The sequence below is a fragment of the Cytobacillus sp. FSL K6-0265 genome (assembly GCF_038003465.1).
GTDB classification, from domain to species: domain Bacteria; phylum Bacillota; class Bacilli; order Bacillales; family Cytobacillaceae; genus Cytobacillus; species Cytobacillus stercorigallinarum.
In genome coordinates, this window is record NZ_JBBOPE010000001.1 from 3,369,354 (window position 1) to 3,387,138 (window position 17,785).

19 protein-coding genes are annotated in these 17,785 nt (G+C 35.8%); 3 read left to right on the top strand and 16 right to left on the bottom strand.

The features are described 5' to 3' along the window. Positions 1-271 precede the first annotated feature (271 nt). Genes MHH73_RS16940 through MHH73_RS16950 form a run of 3 tightly spaced genes read right to left on the bottom strand, consistent with a single transcriptional unit; the run spans position 272 to position 1,671 of the window. A complete protein-coding gene (locus MHH73_RS16940) occupies positions 272-727 on the bottom strand; it encodes a DinB family protein (RefSeq protein WP_341068257.1) in 456 nt (151 codons plus the stop codon). A 21-nt stretch (positions 728-748) separates the two neighbouring features. Continuing rightward, entirely contained in the window at positions 749-1,114 is a 366-nt protein-coding gene (locus tag MHH73_RS16945) for a cupin domain-containing protein (protein ID WP_095372238.1), read from the bottom strand. Between the two features lie 2 nt (positions 1,115-1,116). Beyond that, complete coding sequence (locus MHH73_RS16950; RefSeq protein ID WP_095372237.1) at positions 1,117-1,671, bottom strand: flavodoxin family protein; 555 nt, start codon at positions 1,669-1,671, stop codon at positions 1,117-1,119. Between the two features lie 118 nt (positions 1,672-1,789). Here MHH73_RS16950 and MHH73_RS16955 point away from each other — a divergent pair, with 118 nt between their 5' ends. Next, entirely contained in the window at positions 1,790-2,701 is a 912-nt protein-coding gene (locus tag MHH73_RS16955) for a LysR family transcriptional regulator (protein ID WP_191809907.1), read from the top strand. 297 nt (positions 2,702-2,998) lie between these two features. Here MHH73_RS16955 and MHH73_RS16960 read toward each other — a convergent pair whose 3' ends face one another. Next, positions 2,999-4,219 (bottom strand): MFS transporter, encoded by a 1,221-nt coding sequence (locus MHH73_RS16960; RefSeq protein ID WP_191811301.1) that lies wholly within the window; start codon positions 4,217-4,219, stop codon positions 2,999-3,001. Between the two features lie 142 nt (positions 4,220-4,361). Here MHH73_RS16960 and MHH73_RS16965 point away from each other — a divergent pair, with 142 nt between their 5' ends. Next, complete coding sequence (locus MHH73_RS16965; protein ID WP_191809905.1) at positions 4,362-5,255, top strand: LysR family transcriptional regulator; 894 nt, start codon at positions 4,362-4,364, stop codon at positions 5,253-5,255. 19 nt (positions 5,256-5,274) lie between these two features. Here the strand turns inward: MHH73_RS16965 and MHH73_RS16970 are convergent, their stop codons facing one another. The 9 genes from MHH73_RS16970 to MHH73_RS17010 form a co-directional block, all read right to left on the bottom strand. Next, entirely contained in the window at positions 5,275-5,814 is a 540-nt protein-coding gene (locus MHH73_RS16970) for a GrpB family protein (RefSeq protein ID WP_191809903.1), read from the bottom strand. A gap of 15 nt (positions 5,815-5,829) precedes the next feature. After that, entirely contained in the window at positions 5,830-6,474 is a 645-nt protein-coding gene (locus MHH73_RS16975; RefSeq protein WP_191809900.1) for a VOC family protein, read from the bottom strand. Between the two features lie 161 nt (positions 6,475-6,635). Further along, the gene (motS, locus tag MHH73_RS16980) at positions 6,636-7,382 is read right to left on the bottom strand and encodes a flagellar motor protein MotS (RefSeq protein ID WP_191809898.1); all 747 of its coding nucleotides are present in this window, start codon (positions 7,380-7,382) and stop codon (positions 6,636-6,638) included. Beyond that, complete coding sequence (gene motP / locus MHH73_RS16985) at positions 7,369-8,190, bottom strand: flagellar motor protein MotP (protein ID WP_191809896.1); 822 nt, start codon at positions 8,188-8,190, stop codon at positions 7,369-7,371. The genes motS and motP overlap by 14 nt, the downstream gene beginning before the upstream one ends. A 213-nt stretch (positions 8,191-8,403) precedes the next feature. Further along, positions 8,404-9,402, bottom strand: coding sequence for a catabolite control protein A (gene ccpA, locus MHH73_RS16990; RefSeq protein ID WP_191809895.1), 999 nt, complete (start codon positions 9,400-9,402; stop codon positions 8,404-8,406). A 354-nt stretch (positions 9,403-9,756) separates the two neighbouring features. Next, positions 9,757-10,830, bottom strand: coding sequence for a bifunctional 3-deoxy-7-phosphoheptulonate synthase/chorismate mutase (locus MHH73_RS16995; protein ID WP_225230353.1), 1,074 nt, complete (start codon positions 10,828-10,830; stop codon positions 9,757-9,759). Positions 10,831-11,650: 820 nt separating this feature from the next. Beyond that, on the bottom strand, positions 11,651-11,974 hold the full coding sequence (gene ytxJ / locus MHH73_RS17000; RefSeq protein WP_191809893.1) for a bacillithiol system redox-active protein YtxJ: 324 nt from the start codon (positions 11,972-11,974) through the stop codon (positions 11,651-11,653). Positions 11,975-12,103: 129 nt separating this feature from the next. Beyond that, a complete protein-coding gene (locus tag MHH73_RS17005) occupies positions 12,104-12,586 on the bottom strand; it encodes a YtxH domain-containing protein (protein ID WP_191809891.1) in 483 nt (160 codons plus the stop codon). 23 nt (positions 12,587-12,609) lie between these two features. Beyond that, positions 12,610-13,095 carry a DUF948 domain-containing protein gene (locus MHH73_RS17010; RefSeq protein ID WP_191809889.1) on the bottom strand — a complete coding sequence of 162 codons (486 nt, stop codon included), beginning with the start codon at positions 13,093-13,095 and terminating at the stop codon, positions 12,610-12,612. 318 nt (positions 13,096-13,413) lie between these two features. Between MHH73_RS17010 and MHH73_RS17015 the strand changes: the two genes are divergently transcribed. Beyond that, positions 13,414-14,529, top strand: a complete 1,116-nt coding sequence (locus MHH73_RS17015) for an aminopeptidase (protein WP_341068269.1) — start codon at positions 13,414-13,416, stop codon at positions 14,527-14,529. 146 nt (positions 14,530-14,675) lie between these two features. On the opposite strand, the gene MHH73_RS17020 is transcribed toward MHH73_RS17015, so the two are convergent. The 3 genes from MHH73_RS17020 to MHH73_RS17030 form a co-directional block, all read right to left on the bottom strand. Further along, positions 14,676-15,089 (bottom strand): acyl-CoA thioesterase, encoded by a 414-nt coding sequence (locus MHH73_RS17020; RefSeq protein ID WP_191809885.1) that lies wholly within the window; start codon positions 15,087-15,089, stop codon positions 14,676-14,678. A gap of 432 nt (positions 15,090-15,521) precedes the next feature. Next, the gene (gene murC, locus MHH73_RS17025) at positions 15,522-16,817 is read right to left on the bottom strand and encodes a UDP-N-acetylmuramate--L-alanine ligase (RefSeq protein WP_191809883.1); all 1,296 of its coding nucleotides are present in this window, start codon (positions 16,815-16,817) and stop codon (positions 15,522-15,524) included. Between the two features lie 274 nt (positions 16,818-17,091). Beyond that, positions 17,092-17,769 carry a hypothetical protein gene (locus MHH73_RS17030; RefSeq protein WP_191809882.1) on the bottom strand — a complete coding sequence of 226 codons (678 nt, stop codon included), beginning with the start codon at positions 17,767-17,769 and terminating at the stop codon, positions 17,092-17,094. Positions 17,770-17,785 lie beyond the last annotated feature (16 nt).

The following is a 17,785-nucleotide window of genomic DNA, read 5'->3' on the forward strand; positions in this document are numbered from 1 at the left end:
CCTTAATAAATGAGTTAGTGTTTCTTTTTTAAAAGCACGACAAAAACCCTTACCAAAGAAACTTGGTAAAGGTCTCGCAAACAACGAATGTTGCCAATAAAGCCGAGGGAGAGTCCCTGTATTGACGACTTTACTGTAACTGCTACTCCCCTTTAGACAAAAGGTAGTTGTATATTTAAGTTTTCCCAATTATACCATGCCCATATTTAACCTGCAACTGATTGCAACCTTCATCTGAAAGAACAAGTCGATGACAGTAGCCCAATCAAGCTTAGCCTTCCACTCCTTGGGATGCATCCCACTTTCCTTGCAATTTGCGCAACAAGATGATTTGACCCGTATGATACGCCGTATGCAAATAAAGATGACTCAATGCCTCACTGGCATTATTCATCACTAAATCATCCGCTGCTTCTAGGTTTTTTTTCCAATCATTATATAATTGATGAATCCTCTCTCTCGTGTGAGCAAAAGTTACCCCTTCAGCCAACTGAAAAGTATTTTCTTTAGCTTCATCAACTGGTTCTTCTTTGAAGCGATGCAAGTATCTTTCATTATAATAAAGAAGATGTGTCGTGATTTCATGGATACTATGAACGTCTTCGCTCGGTTTCCAATTTGCTTCTTCATCACTCAAGTTTGTTATGCTATTCAGCAAACTAACAAACCACCCATTTTCATGATGTGATGCATTTAATTGCTCGTTTAATACCTCCCTTAATTCCATCACTTTACCCCCTTTTGCATCTTATATCCAAACATCATTTTCAGCCGTCAATGATGATTTCACCTCTCCAGTATTAATCACTCCTTTCGGTTCAATTAATATGACATGGCACTCTTCTTTTGCATATGGACAATGTTCCACTCCCTGAGGGACAACGAATAAATCACCATTCTTTAATACCACATCTTCTTCTCTCATGCGAATCGTTAATTCACCTTTAACCACCAAAAATACTTCGTCTGTATCATCATGCTTGTGCCACACGAACTCACCTGAGAATTTAGCGACCTTCAATTGATAATTATTCATTTCTGCAACAACTTTTGGAGACCAAAACGTATGAAATTTTGTTAGTTTTTCTTGAATGTTAATGGGTTGATTGTTCATTTTTATGCCTCATTTCCTTGTGAAATAACTTTATTCATTTCTTTTGCTGCACTGATTGCCTTCGTATCTTTTTCAATATCTCTCGGTTTATTTCCTTCACCCAATATATATCCTAAAAACTTCATTCCCATAAAATCAAAGATGTACTGAAATTGTTGAATCATTGGTAATCCCTTGATCGTTGGCTGATCTCCACCAACAGCTATGACATAAGCTTGTTTATTTTCCATGCACTTCTTAAAGTGTTTCATTTCGGGATCCCTGAGTGTTTGGGACCAGCGATCGATAAAATTCTTCATCATACCGGACATACTATACCAGTAAATAGGTGTAGCAAATATTAACGTTTCATATGTCATTATTTCTTGAATTAATTGTTGATAATCATCATCCACTAGAGGAAAACCGCCTTCACTATGTCGATGATCCTTTATAGCATCTATTTGATAGTTAGATAAATGAAATTCCTTAACTTTCACCCCATTTATCACTTGTTTCGTCAACCATTCAGTATTCCCGCTTTTACGTGTTCCACCATATATAACTGCTATTTTCATTACGATTCACTCCTCTAGTTTCCTATCATATTAAGTTTAATCTGTTTCTATTAATAGATACAGATGATAATATAGATATCATCAATCGAAAAATACGATCAATGCTGAAGGTGAAAAAATGGATATGAAGCAATTAAAGACCTTTCAAACAGCAGCCATTACTTTGAATTTTACAAAAACTGCAAAAATGCTTAATTTTGCACAATCAAGTGTAACCGCTCAAATAAAAGCATTAGAAGCAGAACTGCAACACCCACTTTTTGAAAGGTTGGGAAAAAAACTTGTCTTGACCGCTACCGGTAAAGAATACAAGAAGTATGTTGACCAAATGTTAAGGTTAAATGATGAGGCACTACAAAAAATAAGTGACAAACAGTTTAGAACAGCCTCCTTAACAATTGGCGCACAAGAAAGTCAATGTACTTACCGACTTCCACGAGTTTTACAATTATTTAAATCACAGTTTCCTCATGTAAAATTGACGTTTAAACCTGCCCATTCTGATGATTCAGCAAGAGCACTTTTAGATGATGGTACACTCGACCTTGCTTTTATCATGGATGTGAGAAAAACCCCTGAGACCTTACTGACAGAGACATTAATAATTGAAGAGTTAAAAATGGTGGCAGCGCCAGAGTATGCAATTAAATCAAGCGTTACCCTAAAAGATTTACAAAATGAATCATTTCTCTTAACCGAAATCGGATGTGCCTATCGCACTTTATTGGAGCAGACTTTAGCGGGGGAAAATGTCTTTTTGCATAACAGTATTGAGTTTGTGAGTATAGAGGCCCTTAAACAATGTGTAATAGCTGGACTAGGTGTGGCTTTTCTTCCCGCCATGGTCGTCAATAAAGAGCTTCACAACGGTCAATTAAAAGAAATTATTTGGCCAAACGAACACATTCAACTCTATACTCAAATAGCTTGGCATAAAAACAAACAAATGACACCACCACTACAAGCATTTATTGATTTAACTAGAAACGTATTTAAAGAGGAGAGAAAAAAAGCTATTGGTTCTTATTAATAAGAGTTAATCCTATTATCGATAGCTTGGCAGTTACTATTTAATGATCGTCTCCACTATGATGAAATAATGTCGTGACAAGTTGTAACGCAAACAATCTAAATTTGCGCATGGAAACAAAATTTACTAATGAAAAGGCTAACACCACCATCGCTCGTCTTTCACTTCTGCTTTTTCCACTCTTGTCCATCATTCCCTTATATGAAAAAACCCAATCCGATTTGATCAGATTGGGTTTTACTATCGTCTATTACTCTCATAAAAATATTTGATTGAGCGCTCAATCATCAATCATTTTCATTTATAAGAATGCCACTGTTGTTTCAACACTACATGGTTTTTTTGCATATATTGTAGACTTGCAACAAGCGCAAATCCTATCATAAGAAAAATGACAACCATGCCGATGACTCCATGCCATTCGTAGCGCGACCAGAAGAATCCAGCAACTGTACCACCGACACTAGAGCCGAAATAATAAAGAAATAAATAGAGCGAAGAGGCTTGTGCTTTGTCATGTGTTGCTCGTTGGCCAACCCAACTTGAAGCAATGGCGTGTGCCCCGAAAAAGCCAAATATAAAGATAGATAAACCTAAAAGAATGCCGATGATATGAGGTATAGCCGTACAAACTGTACCTACTATGGCCAAGGTGAAATAACTGACTAACATTTTCTCTTTACCGTAAGAACGAACAAGTTTTGCGTTAATTGTAGAACTAACTACACCGATTAAATAAATAAGAAATAACCAGCCAATCGTTGCATGACTATATGAAAATGGCTCGCTCATTAATAAATAACCAACATAGTTAAACAATGCCACATTGCTACCTAATAGTAAAAAACCGATAAAAAACAAAGCTAACAACATTGGATCTTTAAGATGGTCAATTAAAGAATGGGATAATGAACGAAGGTTTAATAATCTCGGTTTAAAGAATTTTGAATCAGGTAAACTTCGTTGAAAATACATTGTGGCAATAAAGCCAATCAGTCCCACGCCAAGGATAGCAATTTGCCAGCTGAAGTAATCTGTAATAACACCCGTAAACACACGCCCAAAGACAGCGCCTGTGGCATTCCCACTAATATAAAGGCCCATTGCCTTTCCTAAACTTTTCGGATCCATTTCCTCAGATAAATAAGCCATTGCAATAGAAGGCAAGCCTGCAAGTGTCACACCAATGAGCACACGATAAATAAGTAATATCTCAAAAGAAGGACTAAATGCCGTCAAAATACACAGAAATGAGGAAATGAACATGGAATAAACCATAATCGGTTTTCTTCCCCACACCTCTGATATAGAACCAAAAAATAACATACTAATCGCTAAAACTACTGTTGTCAGGGAGAGGGAGAGACTTGCTTCTGCTGGGGTAATAGAAAAAATCTTCGAAAACTCCGGCAGTAATGGTTGCATGCAATAGAGTATGGCAAAAGTATTAAATCCCGCAGCAAAAAATGCGATATTCACTTTTTTAAAAAGGTTGGTACCTTGCTGTATGCCGTTCATCAATTCATGTTCTCTTCTTTCTTTTAGAATAGTTCTTCTAACATATTCTTTAATATTAAACATCGTACCACCTTTGAATCGATATGTATAATGCATTATAATAATAAAAATAATGCATTTTTGTAATGGAAAGAGTGAGTCTATGGATATTCAACAATTGCTTTATTTTCGAACACTTGCCGAAACGGAACATATGACACAATCAGCAGAGAAACTATTGATTTCTCAGTCTGCATTAAGTCGTTCCATTGCAAGGTTAGAGGATGAATTAGGCGTACCATTATTTGAAAGACAGGGGCGTGCTATTCACCTTAATGGATATGGGGTTATTTTTTTGCGAAGAGTAGAGAAAATAATTCAAGAATATGTAGAAGCCAAACAAGAAATTCAAGACCTTATTCAACCGCATACTGGAACGATTTCTCTTGGCTTTCTCCATACATTAAGTACCAATATTATCCCTGATATGATTTCACAATTCCGTGATTCTTACCCTGAAACACATTTCCAACTTAGTCAGGGAGCTTCACATGTCATGTTAGAACAACTTTATAATGGACAAATTGATTTATGTTTTATTGCACCTAATGATAAAGATGATGAGGTAGGGTGGATGAAGTTATGGGAAGAAGAACTTTTTGCCGTCGTACCTAAAAACCATCACCTAGCAAAGAAAAACTCTATTACACTCGAAGAACTAAAATATGAACCCATCATCCATTTAAAGAAAGGTTATTCTTTAAGAGAAACCGTTGAGGGGCTCTTTTTAGATGCAGGGATCACACCAAAAATTACGTTTGAAGGCGATGAGGCAGACACAGTGGCAGGGTTAGTTGCCGCAGAGCTTGGGGTTTCAGTTTTACCAGATTTGAAAGGTATCAACAAAAGTAAGATTATACAAATTCCAATTAGTCGACCACATTGTTTTCGTATGATTGGTATTGCTTGGTTAGAAAGCCGTTATATGTCACCTATCACAAAAACATTTAAAAAATTTGTGTTAGACCAATATATTTCACTGGATGGTGAAAAATAGGCCATCCAGTAAAATATATTTAAAACCGATGTTGATGAAGATTCCCGTCCTGTTCAAACCAAGTTAATGCCTTTTGTTCAACTTTTTTCACATAAGCATTTTTTCCTTCTATATAGGCATGAATATCTGCAGAGTGTTTAATGGCCAATGCTTCTTTTAATGCACCATATTTTTTTGCTTCTAATGGATGAGTCCGTAAATAATCACGAAAGGCAAGATGTCTAATAATCTCTTCATTGTCTCTTGCAAAAAAATGAAGATGATGAGTACGATTATCATGTCCTTTTTGAAAATATCTTCTGCCTCTAATACCATTCTCTCCTCTTGCCTCATACCCTAATGCATTCATTTCAGTGATGTAATCATCAACCTCTGTAATATCTTTGACAACCGGTAATATATCAATAATCGGCTTGGATTTAAGACCTGGCACTGAGGTACTACCGATATGAAATATGGCTATCATTTGCTCTTTGAAGACTCGCTTTAACTTCTGTGCCTCTACTTCAAAAGCCGTAGACCATTGTCGATCATAATCAAGTACTTCTACTTTCCTCATGATTACCTCCATTATCTATGATTGAATAATCCCTCTATCTGTTCGAATAACGATTGGTGCCTCTTTAGCATATTTATTAGAGAAAATCCACCTTCTACCAACAGGAGCAACAATAATATAAACTCCATCTTCATATTCTCCGAAAAAATTTAAATATTTCTCGTGTTTAATAGATTCGTTGTTTCTCACTGGTATTCCTTTATCTTGTAATTGCTGAGCAAGCTCTAGTACATGGTTTGTAGCGATACCCACCTCACTTATATTTAAGAAATGAGCCCTATGAAAATGCGATTCATCAGCTACAGCAGACGTTTTTCTTGCAATGAATTCAACGATATTACCGGATGGATCCTCGAAATAGATCGTTTTTGCTTTTGCTTCCTTAAAGTCTGCCTCATCTTCACCCTCTTCCCTTGCCAATGTCACTCTATTACTTAACCAAACTTTCGCTGATTGAAATAAGTTAGGTGGAATATTAATAGCGAAATGATAAAAAGAGGCCTGTTCATACGCCTCTTGAATGGTTAACAGACTTGTACCGACCTGAAATGTAATCTGTTGTTTAGATTCTTTATATACATGTAACCCCATCACTTCTTCATAAAATTTTTTCGTTTCATTGTAATTACCTACATATATTGTTAGCTCTTTTATTTGCATCATTTCTCCTCCTTACTGTTACTTTCATTATACAAAATGACTGCTTTTTAAAAGTCAGTCTAGAGGTTGAAAAAAGTTACTCTTGCTTGTGTAAAATAGATAATGGTAATGCGTATACCCAGCTTTTTCTTAGACTAAATAAAGTGAAAAAAGCTATAGAATCAATGAGATGATTCCATAGCTTCATTATGATTATATTCAGGATCAAGAATAATCACTTCTACTCTGCGATTTTTCTCCCAATTTTCCGAGCTATTGTTAGCGACAATCGGCCTTGTTTCACCGTATCCTACTGCAGTAAAACGAGACGGTTCTATTTCATTATTCTCCACCAAATAACGAATAACACTACTTGCCCGAGCAGAAGATAATTCCCAATTCGATGGGTAACGATAAGTCTCGATTGGACGATTATCTGTATGACCCTCAACTCGGATAAGATTAGGCATTTCTTTGAGCATAATCCCTAACTTTTCGAGAAAACCAAATGAATCTTCAATAAGATCGGCTTGGCCCGTTTCAAACAATACTTGTTCTTGAAGAACGAGCACAACACCTCTTTCGTTTCGATTGGCTGTAATCACATTTTCCATTCCATTAGATTTTAGATAGCTCTCGACTTCCTGAACAAGTGAATCAAGTGAATGGGGTGTTCCTGTCTCTGTTTCATCTGACACAGATTCACGTCCATCCTCAGGTAATATTGATGAGCTAGATTGGAATATCCCTACTTTATTAAATGAATCTGAGACAGCTTTAAACTTCGTCATGTCCACTTGTGACATCGAAAACAGGAGGATGAAAAAGACGAGAACGAGCGTAACAAGGTCCGAATAGGTCACCATCCAAAGGGGAGCACCCTTTTTATTGTTCCTATTTCTTTTAGATCGGCGATTATTGCGCCTCATGTTCAAAGCCCTCCGTTAGCTCTAGTCGCTCCTCGATCGCTTTTTTCTCGGTTTCGGACAAATAAACACTTAATTTCTCTCGTAAAATCGTTGGATTCTGTCCCGTTTGAACCCCAATTACCCCTTCAATCACAACCTGTTTATAAAAAATTTCATCATCCGTTTGAGATTCAAGTTTCGCAGCTAAAGGATTGAAAAAAAGATTTGCTAGTAAAGTGCCATATAAAGTCGTTAATAGAGCAATTGCCATTCCGGAACCAAGTTCTGAGGGGTCATCCATATTTTTCAACATAAGGACAAGACCAATTAATGTACCAATCATACCCCAAGCAGGTGCATAATCCCCCGCTTTTTCAAAAATATTCCTTCCTTTTCGATGGCGCTCTTCCATTGCATCAATATCTGCATTAAGGATATCTCTAATCATTTCTGGTTCAATTCCATCAACCGCCAACAACACACCTTTACGGATGAATGGATTTGGTTCATTTACGACTTCTAACTCTAAAGATAATATGCCTTCTCTTCTTGCACGGTCTGCTAACTTAACAAAAGTCTCAATCAGACTCTCTATCGACCTCTCTTCTTTAGAAAAGCCTTTTTTCATTACTATAAAAGTTTTTCGTAAATCCTTCATTTGGAAGGATATAAAAAGACCTGCAACTACACCACCAATGACAATAAAGATGGATGAGAAATCAAAGAAAGACTTGATCCCTGTCCACCCACCGGAAGCAACAATTCCAAAGATAATCATGATTACACCGACCATTAAACCAACTGGTGTTAACTTGTCTAGCTTTCTCATTCTCTCTCTCCCAAATTACGAAATTAGAAAACTCGCCTATTGGCGAGTCTGCAAGAGGTGAAGACAAGTTGTGCCTTATTAGCCGTAAAGACACTTATCTTCTCACTTGACCATTTTTTCTTACCTTAACATGTAAAAAGTGAGAATTACCTTGTAAATACGGTAAACTCACTTTTATATGTCTTTTCTCTTTTTCTCATATCGGTCGGATGATTATTTTGTTGAGTTCCGCTGTTCAATTCGGTGCGGAAGTACTACTGTGTGATCTGTGACTTCTTCCTTATTCATATACTTCGTCAATAACCTCATTGCTACTGCACCAATGTCATATAACGGTTGAACAACGGATGTAAGTTGTGGTCTCACCATTAAAGCTAATCTTGTGCTATCAGAACTAATCACTTCCACATCCTGAGGTACGTGATATCCTTTATCTTGTGCACCATGAACGATTCCTAATGCCATTTCGTCTGACCCAGCAAATATAGCAGTTGGCTTGTTATCTAACTCTAACAACCGTTCAAATGCCTCTAAACCTGAGTCATATGTGTAGTCGCCTTCAATTACCCATTCCTCATGATAAGGAATATTCGCATCTTGAAGAGCTTTCTTATAGCCTTTTAATTTTTTTTCTGCATTGATTGGTTCTCTTAACGGACCAATAAGAAAGGCAATTTTTTCGTGACCTTTTTGAATAAAGGCTTCCGTCGCATCATAAGCTGCTTGTTCATAATCGATGTTTACAGAAGGAATGGTTTGCGACTTTTCAATCGAACCAGCAAGTACAATAGGTACAGGGGATTTCTCAAATTCCGCCACATGTGCTTCCTCTATATTACCGCCCATAAAAACAATCCCGTCCACTTGTTTTCCTAACATCGTGTTCAATAGATGTAACTCCTTGTCCATATTTTGATCTGAGTTACTTAAAATAATATTATACTTATACATTGTTGCGATATCTTCAATTCCTCTAGCTAACTCCGCGACTAAGGTGCTCGATACGTCGGGTAATATCACACCTACTGTTGTCGTTTTTTTACTAGCCAGACCCCTTGCGACAGCATTTGGACGGTAACCTAAACGTTCAATTACTTCTAATACTTTTTTCCTTGTTGTTGGTTTGACATTAGGATTCCCATTGACAACCCTTGAAACAGTAGCCATTGAAACATTTGCTTCGCGTGCTACATCATAAATCGTAATATTCATGTCACACACTCCTTTTACTTTTTTCTATATTAATAAAATGTATTTATGTATGTCATTCTTCTACAAACCTTATTTGTTCAGCAAGAATTGTCATTATGTATAATCATACGATACTTTTCTCATCCCTCGCAACTTCATGCTGCAATATTTATGAAAAAGTCAAAAAATAGTTAAAATCTAGCCCAGATCACGAATATCAAATGTTCTTCCCTATTGTTCAACTCCTCACATAATCTTAAAAAAATGATTAGAAAATCACAACCATCCTCACTACAAATGATTTTATAAAGATATAAAAAAAGCCGACTCAAAAGGGACCATTACCATTCCCCTTAAGTCAGCTTTATTATATCATTACACTTGAATTTGTGAAGGAAGTTTTAGTTCATTCATGAATTGATCGAATTGATTTAAATCCATTTGCTGTGCGGAATCAGATAACGCCACTGCAGGATCAGGATGGACTTCTGCCATTACTCCATCAGCACCAATAGCAAGTGCTGCTTTTGCAGCTGGAAGTAATAAATCTTTTCTTCCAGTTGAATGAGTGACATCAACCATAACTGGTAAATGTGTTTCTTGTTTTAAAATTGGAACAGCCGTAATATCTAACGTATTTCTTGTTGCTTTTTCATATGTTCTTATCCCACGTTCACAAAGAATGATTTGGCCATTCCCTTGTGCCATGATGTATTCAGCAGCATTAATGAACTCTTCAATCGTTGCAGACATACCACGCTTTAAGAGCACGGGCTTATTGATTTGTCCTGCTGCTTTTAGCAATTCAAAATTCTGCATATTTCTAGCGCCAATTTGAATAACATCTAAGTACTGCACTGCTGTTTCCATATCATTTGGGCTGACGATTTCTGAAATAACAGCTAAACCGTATTCATCTGCTACACGTTTTAAGATCTTTAAGCCTTCAACACCTAATCCTTGGAAATCATATGGAGAAGTTCTAGGCTTAAATGCGCCGCCACGTAACAACTTCAAGCCTTTAGCCTTCACAGCTTCCGCAACTGATGCCACTTGCTCATATGATTCTACCGCACATGGTCCGAAGACAAGATGCGGCTGTCCGTTACCGATCTGCTCTCCATTTATATCAACAATTGTATTTTCAGATTTTTTCTTACGGGATACTAATAATGCTTTGCGATGGTCATCTTTTTGTAATTCTAAACCAGCTTTAAAAATTTCCTTGAACATATGCTCAATTGTTGAGTTCTCAAATGGTCCATTATTATTCTCTTTAATTAGATCCAACATCGCTCTTTCGCGGACAGGATCATAACGATAGACGCCTTGTGTTTCCTTTACCCTTCCGATTTCTTGGACAAGTTCTGCTCTCTCATTTATTAAAGAAAGCAACTGAAGGTTAATTTCATCCACTCGGTTACGCAATTGCTCTAGTTCTTTACCCATAATAGTCCCATCCTCTCAATTGTTATTACATTAAAGCTCCATCCTAAAAAGCGAAGATGAGTAAGATAACTTTCTTGCTTTATTCAGATATCACTTAATTGTTTTGGTGATAATTATAATACATTTTTTATAATTGTTGTTATTATATATGAAATATATACTTCTGTCACTAATTTTTTCTTTATTAATTAGACGCTTTTAAGTAATAAAGTAAAATGATTCAAAAGGATGTGATTCTTTTGGGTGAGAAGCAACAATTTTTTTCCTTTGATATAGGAACAAGGTCAGTCATGGAACTGATGATGTGAAAGAGCAATGATAGATGGTTCACATTGTATTGTAAAGGTTTATATTATGAATGCTACCATTGTTAATGGCTCTGTTTATTGATCTCTAAACAATCTAAGACTAGTTAAGGATATCGATTTCTCTTGGCAGATTCTTTTTTTTGGATAAATTTTTACTATAGTCAGTATTACGATGAGTTAAGAAAATTACCCTTTATAAACAGCTTTTGCAAATCATCTTAGAAAAAGTGATATTAGTTGAGGAATGGAATAATGGAAGGGGAAGAAGCACAATATTTATTTTTATGGTTTCCTTATCATGGAACTTCAATATACGTTATTTTTAGAGAAGTCCTCTATTGGAGTAAATTCAACAGGGGGGCAATTTAGAATTTCACTGATCAGCTAGAAATTACACACTATAGAGTAAATGGCATGAACAGAAAAAAACATGACTCCTTTACCCCATTGAAATAATGACCCGAACGACCCACGTCCATATTAGACTTAAATCGTTCGGATAAGATATCACCTTAAGCTTGTACAGCCTCATTTAGGCTATCATATGTAATTTTACGATGGGATGTATGCCAAGCCACTTCTTTATTAACGAAAAGAAAAGCTTGGGGAGATTCGTGTTTTACTTCAAATATTTCTGCGATTTCATTTGACAAAGGACGATCTTCTTGCACAACTAAATAATAAGCTTTTACATCATTATTTTCAGTTGTGAATTGTTCATATTGCTCGTACGCATCTGCGCTGATTGGGCAAGTGTTACTGTGCTTAAGTAATAACATCTTCTCATTCGCTTGCAATGCTTGGTCAAATGCTTCTTTTGTATTTAATCTTTCCATTTAAATTACCTCTCTTATTATAATTATGGTATTCCTCACATTATTTTACTAAAAAAGGGTTACCTATGACAAATCGATTTCATAATAAAGCGGTAAAGAATCGAGGGCTCTTTACCGCTTAGTTGAAAGTTATTGATTTACTTTTTCCTCTGTTTGATCAAAGGCTACTTTCGTTTCTTCTAATCTTTTTTGTGCTTCTGCTTCCGATGTTGGCGCACTTTCTTGAGGCACTCCGTCATCTTTCGCAGTCATTTGCTTAATTTTATCTTTCATATCTGCAGACTGCTTTGAGACTGTTTGTTGTAGGTCACTAGATTTTTCTTTTGCTGATTGGACGATTTCATTGCTTTTTTCTTTAGCCACTTGAACCCATTCAGTACCTTTAACTTTAGCAGTATCAGCGAGATGGCTAGATTTTTCCTTTAAATGAGAAGCTTGTGTATTAATATCACTGATTAATTCCTTACCAGATTTAGGTGCAAGTAATAATGCTGTACCAGCACCTACAATACCGCCAATTAGTGCTCCGATGACGAAATCCTTAGTATTAATGCTATCTTCATTTTTGGCCACTTGTTTTGATTCATTTTCTTGACGATCTTGGTTACTCATTATTATCATCCTCCAAATTGAATTTATGACCTTGCTCTTTCTCTTTTCTTGCTAGGGACAGGGATAGGATCCTCAGCTGTATACGTTTGCGATGAGGCTTGCTTACGTTGTTTATATTTCTCTCTTAGTTCTAAGATGACATTCCCCCAGCTAATAGCTTGTGCAACTTTTTCCTTATTCGACTCTAGCTGCTGACTGACTGAAGATGATATATTTTGAATAGAACCATTAAAGGTTCTTACTGAGTCCCCTACTTCTTTTACGGCACCAACAACATGATTCAAGCTTTCAGATTTCTTTTGAATATCTTCTGCTAATGCATTCGTTTTATGTAAGAGTACTGTCGTTTCCTTAGTCACTCCATCTAGCTGTTTTTCTAACCCATCTAATGTCTTAGATACACTTGTTAACGTTACTTGTAACGATGAGAGTGTTTTAGAAAGATAGATGACTAAAACTAAAAAAGCAATGGCAATAATAGCTACACTCAAATACAAGATAATTTCCATTAGGTACACCTCCGTATTTTCAAAATAAAAATGATTCAAAGAAAAGAGCAAAGTATTTAATTTATTATTGCTTTTCCCCATTTATTAGAGAATAAACGCTCTTTCCAAATAATCCTTTTTATTTTATCTGTAAATATTATCATAATATAAACAATTACTTAAATGAAGCGATTAGACCTAAAGGGAAGCTTACATATCTATACTTATCTTAATAAAATCATTTATTCTGTCTTTTTCTCTATTTATTTTCGAACAAACATCCCACTTTAGGTTACAATAAGAAGGTAGTAATCAATTTTTTATTCGGAGGGATATGTAATGAAAGATCCTCGTATTGAACAATTAGCTAAGAACTTAATTAATTATTCAATTGGTTTACAAAAAGGAGAAAAGGTTCTCATTGAGAACTTCGGTTTACAAAAAGAACTTGTAACTGCTCTTGTAAAAGAAGCCTACGCCGCTGGTGGTCATCCTTTTGTCACAATAAAAGATAATACAGTTGATCGCGCGCTCTTATTCGGCGCAAATGAAGAACAATATAATATGATGGCTTCATTTGAAGCAAATGTCATGAGCCAAATGGATGCTTATATTGGCTTACGTTCTGGAAATAATATTAACGAACAAGCAGATGTACCAGATGAGAAAATGCGTATTCATGGATCAACAATCGGGCAGAAGGTACATAGAGAAATTCGCGTTCCAAAAACAAAATGGGTCGTACTCCGCTATCCAAACGCTTCAATGGCTCAATTAGCAAAAATGAGCGTGGAAGCATTCGAAGACTTTTACTTTGATGTATGTAACTTAGACTACAGTAAAATGGATGCAGCGATGGACAGTCTCGTTTCATTAATGAATCAAACAGATAAAGTTCGCTTAACAGGACCAGGGACTGATTTAAGTTTTTCAATTAAAGATATTCCCGCTATTAAATGTTCTGGACAAATGAATATACCGGATGGTGAAGTTTATACCGCTCCAGTTCGTGATTCAGTGAATGGAGTTATTTCTTATAACACGCCATCTCCATATAACGGTTTTACGTTCGAAAATGTAAAACTAACTTTCGAGAATGGTAAAATCATTGAAGCCACTGCTAATGATACTGAGCGTATTAATAAAATATTCGATACAGATGAGGGCGCTCGCTTTGTTGGAGAATTTGCTATTGGTGTTAACCCTTATATTCTACACCCAATGCAAGATATCCTTTTTGATGAAAAAATTGACGGTAGCTTCCACTTCACACCAGGACAATGCTATGATGAAGCATATAATGGTAACAAATCAAATATCCATTGGGACTTAGTCAATATCCAACGTCCTGATTATGGTGGTGGAGAAATCTACTTCGATGATCGACTAATCCGCAAAGACGGAAAATTTGTAATTGCAGAATTAGAAGCACTCAATCCAGAAAATTTAAAATAAGCGTCTACCACGAACAAATTTTTGTTCGTGGTTATTTATGTATTCATTTACGAGTTAATGTTGATTCATTTTCCTGTACCGTTTTGTAACCAAAAGGAACAGTGTGTTAAGTAAAATGAGTCATCTACTCGACAAAAGATGAACGCTTAATTGATCTGATTATCTTTCTGGAATAACTGGGCAATTTCCTTAACAACAGGCACACCTTGCCTTGTCATCGTATTAAACATCACAAAAGTTTTTTTACATGTTGTCAGTAACTCTGCATCCTCATTATAAATTTCTTGGTATATATAAAAACTTTTATTACCTACGTTAAGCAATTCCGTAAAAATAGTTAGTTCTTCATTCACACGTGCCTCTTTTTTATAAGTAACATCAAAGTTAACCATTACTGTTCCTAAATTTTTTTGATCTAATTGTTCTCTTCCAATGCCAATTTCTTTATACCAGTAAGATACAGCCTTCTCTAAATAGACAAGGTATTTCATATAGTTCATGTGACCTAAATGGTCAATATCATCTTGTTGAACACTTACCTTTAATGTACTTTTTCGCATACTCATCCCCCGTCATTCATTTATTATTATTTTTTATATTATATTTTATCAAAATAGTAAGAAAATGAATACCATCAACTTTCATCATTCAATTAAGGAATCGTATTTATATTGATGGGTCTTCTTAAAAAAATTCAAAAAATACGAAGATAGTTGTGTCCTTTTTGATAGCCTATGTACGTGCAACACAATAATTACTCCGCTATCTTTGCCGGTTTCACTTCAGTTGGCCGCACAAACTCACTTTGCTCTGCTTTCTTTGTCGATTCGAACTATAATTGTGCGCGCAACAAACCCTTTTCGCTCTGCTACCATTGCCATTTCTACTTCTGATCTACACACCCATTCCCCATTGCTCTAATAGACTTGAACAACAAAATGAATTTATGAAACAAAAAAATAGTCCCCCATTCTTATGAGGAACTAATTTGTTTATAGTTGCATTTCGTATGCTTTCTGGAATTTTTGAATGTCGCCTGCCCCCATAAAGATTAAGACACCATCGTGATGATCTTTTAAGATATTGGTATCCTCTTCGTTTAGAATAACAGCTCCATCCACTTTTGCTTGTAAATCTTCAATAGAGAGCTTTCCGTGAATTTCTCTAGCGGATCCAAAGATTTCACATAAATACACTTGGTCAGCCAAGTTTAAACTTGAAGCAAAATCATCTAAGAATGTTTGTGTTCTCGTAAAGGTATGCGGTTGAAAAACACCTATGATTTCTTTATCAGGGTATTTTTGACGCGCTGCTTCAATTGTTGCTTTTATTTCAGTCGGATGGTGAGCGTAATCATCTATAATGACTTGATCACCAATTTGTTTTTCTGTAAATCGTCTCTTTACTCCTCCAAAGGTTAGGAGCTGTTCTTGCACAATCGACGCATCAATATCTTCGTAATGACACACGGCAATAACGCTTAAAGCATTTAAGACGTTATGATCTCCATATGCTTTGATCGTGAACGTATTATAAAAGGTATTCCTTACAAATACATCAAAGGTTGTACCGCTTGTTGACTTGATGACATTTCTTGCTTGAAAGTCATTTTCTTCACCAAAACCATAAAAAACAACAGGTACTTTTGCTTGCACTTTTTGTAATTGCTCATCATCACCACAAGCGAAAATTCCTTTTTTTACTTGTAATGACATTTCTTGAAACGCAGAAAAAACATCATCAAGACTTGCAAAATAATCTGGATGATCAAAATCAATATTAGTCATGATGCAATAATCCGGATGGTATGACAAGAAATGACGGCGATATTCACATGCTTCAAAAGCAAAGTATTCAGCCAGTTTATTTCCTCTCCCCGTACCATCACCAATTAGATAAGCAGTAGGATTCGCACCTGTAAGTACATGTGCAAGTAACCCTGTCGTAGAAGTTTTACCATGCGCTCCTGTAACAGCGATACTTGTAAAATTCTTCATGAAATCACCGAGGAACTTGTGATAGCGAATGATTGGTAAACCAAGTCTTGTCGCTTCTTCTATTTCCTCATGTGTATCAGGGAATGCATTACCAGCAATAATTGTTAAGCCGGGTTGTATATTATCTTTATTAAATGGCAAAATTTTTATTCCAGCTTCCTCAAGTGCCACTTGTGTGAAGAAGTGCTTTTCAACGTCTGATCCTTGAACATTATAATTCATATCATGTAGAATTTGTGCAAGTGCACTCATTCCTGACCCTTTAATACCGACGAAATGGTAAATAGTCATATAAAGAAACCTCCAACCATCGTATATCTGTAAAACAGTATATGACATATATCTATTTTTGCTCATAATCGTTTATTTCAAGTTTCCATAATTCTTTTTTATTCACATTTAAACATTATATCATTATTCCCTTTGAAAAACTATGTATCACTCGTCCCGATCATCATAATTTTTTACAACTTATAAAGTATGGGATTTTACCTTACCAACGGCACAGTATAATAGCTTTTTCAGCATTAAAAGGATGTTTGTTTTTAGGTAATAAGAACGATGTCTATTGACTCACTACTTCCCAATATTGTCTTTCTGGTAAAATGTCCAGTGCTCTGTGCTTTAAGAAAGACCTCAAAGTATCATTTTTGCCCATTCTTTGATAGTTTGTACGTAATTCAATAAAAAAATGAACATGTGGACATAGCAGGAAAGGGGTAAAAGCAAAATCATTCTTTATACCAGGAATTCTCCTTAAAAAAACAACCATTCCTTTTTCGATAGTTAAAGAAGAATGCTCCACATTATTTAATGATACAACTTGTTCTTCCTCATTTAAGTCATATCCAATAATAGTCTTTCCATCATAGTCAGTAATTAGCAATGGTTCCATCACGGAAGCCATACATAGGGCAGCTTGAATCATTTCATATTCACGCATCTGATTTCTTTGTCTCTGTAAAAAAAGTTGAAACACACTAACCCCATGAATGGTTTGGTAATCAAAAATTAACCAATCAGTAAATAGCTGGTACAAACTTGATGGAATTTCATCTTCTTCCTTTAATTGGAGATGTAATTTGAAAATATGTTTTGCACGGACCATCTCACGGATATTTAAGTGGCGTGCACTGTACCTTTTAACCTTATCAATTAACTGAAAACTAGCTTCCTCACCTTGCAGTTGCTTTTTTTCACGAAACTTGTGCAAATGAACGATGGGTGTATTATTTTCAACCATCATGTCCCTTCCTTAC

Bases quoted from the DNA above. Each gene is read 5' to 3' on its own strand.
- MHH73_RS17015 (WP_341068269.1), top strand. From the start codon at position 13,414: ATGAAAGATCCTCGTATTGAACAATTAGCTAAGAACTTAATTAATTAT.
- motS (WP_191809898.1), bottom strand. From the start codon at position 7,382: ATGAGGCGCAATAATCGCCGATCTAAAAGAAATAGGAACAATAAAAAG.
- MHH73_RS17020 (WP_191809885.1), bottom strand. From the start codon at position 15,089: ATGCGAAAAAGTACATTAAAGGTAAGTGTTCAACAAGATGATATTGAC.
- ytxJ (WP_191809893.1), bottom strand. From the start codon at position 11,974: ATGGAAAGATTAAATACAAAAGAAGCATTTGACCAAGCATTGCAAGCG.
- MHH73_RS16950 (WP_095372237.1), bottom strand. From the start codon at position 1,671: ATGAAAATAGCAGTTATATATGGTGGAACACGTAAAAGCGGGAATACT.
- MHH73_RS16940 (WP_341068257.1), bottom strand. From the start codon at position 727: ATGGAATTAAGGGAGGTATTAAACGAGCAATTAAATGCATCACATCAT.
- MHH73_RS16960 (WP_191811301.1), bottom strand. From the start codon at position 4,219: ATGAACGGCATACAGCAAGGTACCAACCTTTTTAAAAAAGTGAATATC.
- motP (WP_191809896.1), bottom strand. From the start codon at position 8,190: ATGAGAAAGCTAGACAAGTTAACACCAGTTGGTTTAATGGTCGGTGTA.
- MHH73_RS17010 (WP_191809889.1), bottom strand. From the start codon at position 13,095: ATGGAAATTATCTTGTATTTGAGTGTAGCTATTATTGCCATTGCTTTT.
- MHH73_RS16955 (WP_191809907.1), top strand. From the start codon at position 1,790: ATGGATATGAAGCAATTAAAGACCTTTCAAACAGCAGCCATTACTTTG.
- ccpA (WP_191809895.1), bottom strand. From the start codon at position 9,402: ATGAATATTACGATTTATGATGTAGCACGCGAAGCAAATGTTTCAATG.
- murC (WP_191809883.1), bottom strand. From the start codon at position 16,817: ATGACTATTTACCATTTCGTCGGTATTAAAGGGTCAGGAATGAGTGCA.
- MHH73_RS17030 (WP_191809882.1), bottom strand. From the start codon at position 17,769: ATGGTTGAAAATAATACACCCATCGTTCATTTGCACAAGTTTCGTGAA.
- MHH73_RS16965 (WP_191809905.1), top strand. From the start codon at position 4,362: ATGGATATTCAACAATTGCTTTATTTTCGAACACTTGCCGAAACGGAA.
- MHH73_RS16995 (WP_225230353.1), bottom strand. From the start codon at position 10,830: ATGGGTAAAGAACTAGAGCAATTGCGTAACCGAGTGGATGAAATTAAC.
- MHH73_RS16970 (WP_191809903.1), bottom strand. From the start codon at position 5,814: ATGAGGAAAGTAGAAGTACTTGATTATGATCGACAATGGTCTACGGCT.
- MHH73_RS16945 (WP_095372238.1), bottom strand. From the start codon at position 1,114: ATGAACAATCAACCCATTAACATTCAAGAAAAACTAACAAAATTTCAT.
- MHH73_RS16975 (WP_191809900.1), bottom strand. From the start codon at position 6,474: ATGCAAATAAAAGAGCTAACAATATATGTAGGTAATTACAATGAAACG.
- MHH73_RS17005 (WP_191809891.1), bottom strand. From the start codon at position 12,586: ATGAGTAACCAAGATCGTCAAGAAAATGAATCAAAACAAGTGGCCAAA.